This is a genomic window from Streptomyces sp. NPDC006265 (genome assembly GCF_040613555.1).
In the GTDB taxonomy this organism is placed as follows: Bacteria; Actinomycetota; Actinomycetes; order Streptomycetales; family Streptomycetaceae; genus Streptomyces.
In genome coordinates this window covers 1-2,816 of record NZ_JBEXSH010001044.1, presented here as the reverse complement: position 1 = coordinate 2,816, position 2,816 = coordinate 1, and the positions used below count along the sequence as shown (strand labels likewise).

Here is a 2,816-nt window from a genome sequence, read left to right as displayed (position 1 = left end):
AGCACCACGCCCGGAAGCCACACGGCCCGCCCCCGCAGGAACGCCTCGGCGACGGCCGGACTACCGCCTCCCGAGCCGGTCGGGTCCGGAGGTACCGGGGTGGGGGCGCCGTGCGGAGCGGCAGGTGACTCCGGTCCGGGGGAGGGGCTCGGCCCCGTGCCCGGAGGTCCCCCGGAAACCGAGACGGCCACCCGCCCCGGCAGCTGATACCGCTGCCCGGACTCGGCCCCGGCCGACTCCACCAGGCAGAGTTGCGCCCCGTCCTCACTGCGCACGTACACCGCCGCCCACGCCACGCCGGCGAAGGCCAGCAGCCGCGCTCGCGCGGCCGTCTCCGGGGCGGGACGAGGCGGACCGGTGCCCCCGTTCCCCGGCGCCCGAAGACCGGGGGCCGCGGCCCGGGCATCGCCGTGATGGGGCATGTCCGCATCCACCTCCCGTCCGTACCGCAGTCAGCGGCAGGTGGGAGTCCCCGGAACTCAGGCGACGACGACGCGGGCACGGGACCGGCGGCGCGGGGTCGCGCCTCCCATGGCGGATCCACGCCGCTCATGAGCGGCAGGGCACCCACACAACAGAATCGCACACCTGGATAGCAGTGACATATGGGGCGTTCTGGACGGCTCGGTCGACGTCACCGGCGGGTTGCCGATTACGCACCCGGCGAGCCGGGACGCCGCTCCGGTGGCGGCCGGAGAACCTCGCAGCACACCGGCCTGGGCCCGCCGGCCCGGCAGCACCACCCCACGTGCTGCCGGGGCGTTCCATCGGCTCCTCGGGCCGTCACCGCCGGCCGACGAGACCGCGCAGCTCGCCGACCCTCATCAGGCGGCCCAGGGCGAGGTAGGCCACCGCCAGCACGGCCGTTCCCGCGGCAAGACTCACGAACGCCTCGTGGCTGTCCGCGGTGTCGCGCATGTACAGGCCCACGATCTGCGGCGCGGCCCAGAGGGCCAGCGCCGTCCCCGCAGCGAGCACGCACAGCACGAGCGTCACCAGCCGCTGCTCGTAGGCCCGTCCACCGTCGGCCTCGGTGGCCCGTGCCCGGACCAGCTGCGGTACCAGCACGGCGTTGAGCGCGCCGCCGATCACCAAGGTGTACAGACTGGTCGGCACGGTGTTCGCCGTGTTGTACGTGCTCGCCAGCAGCCCCGTGCCCAGTGCCGCCGCCTGAAGCGCCTGCCGGACGAGTCCCGAGGCCCGGGACACCACCGTGCCCAGTGCCATCAGCAGGGACGAACGGAGCGGCCCGTCCTTCTCCGCCGCGCCGCTCCGCGCCGGCCGGCGCCCGCTGGTCCGCTCGCTCGTGGCCGCCGACCCGGCCGCGGCCTTCGCCCCCTCCATCATGGCGGTCAATCTATGCGCTCAAGATCCGGAAGGGGCAAGAGGCCTGCGTTCTTCGGCCGATACGGCCGTACGGCACGACGGGCCCGGTGATCACCGCGTTCGGGTCACCGGGCCCGCCCCGTACGGCGGTTCAGCCCACCCGGCAGGGCGGACTGCTCGTACTGTCACCCCCCGAACCGGAGACGACGTAGCCGAACGTCGTGCTCTTGCCCGGGGCCAGGGAGCCGTTCCAGTCGGCGTTGTGGACCATCACCGCCTGGCCGTTGTAGGTCGCGTTGCCGCTCCACAGGCTCTCGACCTTCTGGCCCGCCGGGAGCGTCCAGTCGACCATCCAGCCGAGCATCGGGACCGTGCCGGTGTTGGTGACGGTCACCTCGGACTGGTAGCCGCCGTTCCAGGTGCCGGTCGTCCTGCGGGTGGCCGTGCAGGTGCCGGGCACCGGCTCGGACGGGTTGCCCGGCTCCTTGATGCCGGTCACCTCGCCGTTGCCGCCGTCGAAGACGACGTCGGAGCAGGAGTAGAAGGTCTCCTGGCTGTCCGAGCGCTGCCAGACCATGTAGATGATGTGGCGGCCCGACTTGGCGGCGGGGAGTTTGCCGGTCCAGGCGTAGTTGGCCTCGACCGTGCCTGGGGAGCCGTTCAGCGGCGGGTGGTCGACCGAGAGGAAGGGCTGGGTCTCCATGTCGTTCCAGGTGAGCGTCTTGGTCGGGTCGAAGCCGTCCTTGGTGATGTAGACGTGGAACCAACCCGGGTGCGCGGCCCAGGCGTTGTACGAGAAGTCGACTGTCGCGCCCGACGTGAGATGGGTCAGCGGCCAGTCCTTGCTGGGCGTGTTGAACCCGGTGAAGTTGGTGTTGCCGCCGCTGCACAGCTCGCCGTCCGGTACGAAGCCCCGGGTGCGGCCGGCGCCGTCCGAGCGGAGCACCGAGAACCAGTTGTAGAACGGCGTGGTGCCGCTGACCTGCTGCGCGCCGCGGCACGCGGGGTTGACCGGCTTGATCTCACCCGTGTCGGTCAGCCCGTCCTGCCAGCACAGGAATGTGCGGCTGCCGGGCTTCATGGGAGTGCCGTGCGCCTGCGCCTCACCACCTGCCGTCATGACCAGGCCGAGGGCCGGGACGGTGACGAGGAGGGAGAGCAGCACGAGGAAGAGGGCTCTGGCCCGGGTGGGGAGCGCTAATCGGGGCATCGTGGATCCTCCCGGCTCTCTTGTCAGGATCATGACAGCATCATCCGTTCGTGGGGGTGTCGGGCCTGCGGATGCGTGTGCCTGGATGCGCGGGATGGGAGCGACTCGAGGGCGGGTTCCGGTCCACCGTGATGGGAGCGCTCCCATCCCGCCTGTTGCGGAAGTTAGCGCCCGGCGGCGCAGATGTAAACGGTTCCGGCGAACGGCTCGGGCGAAAGGGTGGCGACGGCGGCGAGATCGGAAGAGCGTCGGGGAGGGAGAGGGGGAGAGCTGGTGGGTG

Annotated in this window: 2 protein-coding genes and 1 pseudogene; all 3 read right to left on the bottom strand. The window is 71.8% G+C overall.

What is annotated here, in order from left to right:
• Positions 1-422: pseudogene (locus ABZ281_RS44900) on the bottom strand (hypothetical protein); the annotation flags it as partial.
• A 361-nt stretch (positions 423-783) separates the two neighbouring features.
• On the bottom strand, positions 784-1,347 hold the full coding sequence (locus ABZ281_RS44895) for a lipid II flippase MurJ (protein WP_356664101.1): 564 nt from the start codon (positions 1,345-1,347) through the stop codon (positions 784-786).
• A gap of 130 nt (positions 1,348-1,477) precedes the next feature.
• Positions 1,478-2,536 carry a lytic polysaccharide monooxygenase gene (locus ABZ281_RS44890; RefSeq protein ID WP_356664099.1) on the bottom strand — a complete coding sequence of 353 codons (1,059 nt, stop codon included), beginning with the start codon at positions 2,534-2,536 and terminating at the stop codon, positions 1,478-1,480.
• Positions 2,537-2,816 lie beyond the last annotated feature (280 nt).

Excerpts from the sequence above, each read along its gene's own strand:
- ABZ281_RS44890 (WP_356664099.1), bottom strand. The coding sequence starts at position 2,536 with ATGCCCCGATTAGCGCTCCCCACCCGGGCCAGAGCCCTCTTCCTCGTG.
- ABZ281_RS44895 (WP_356664101.1), bottom strand. The coding sequence starts at position 1,347 with ATGATGGAGGGGGCGAAGGCCGCGGCCGGGTCGGCGGCCACGAGCGAG.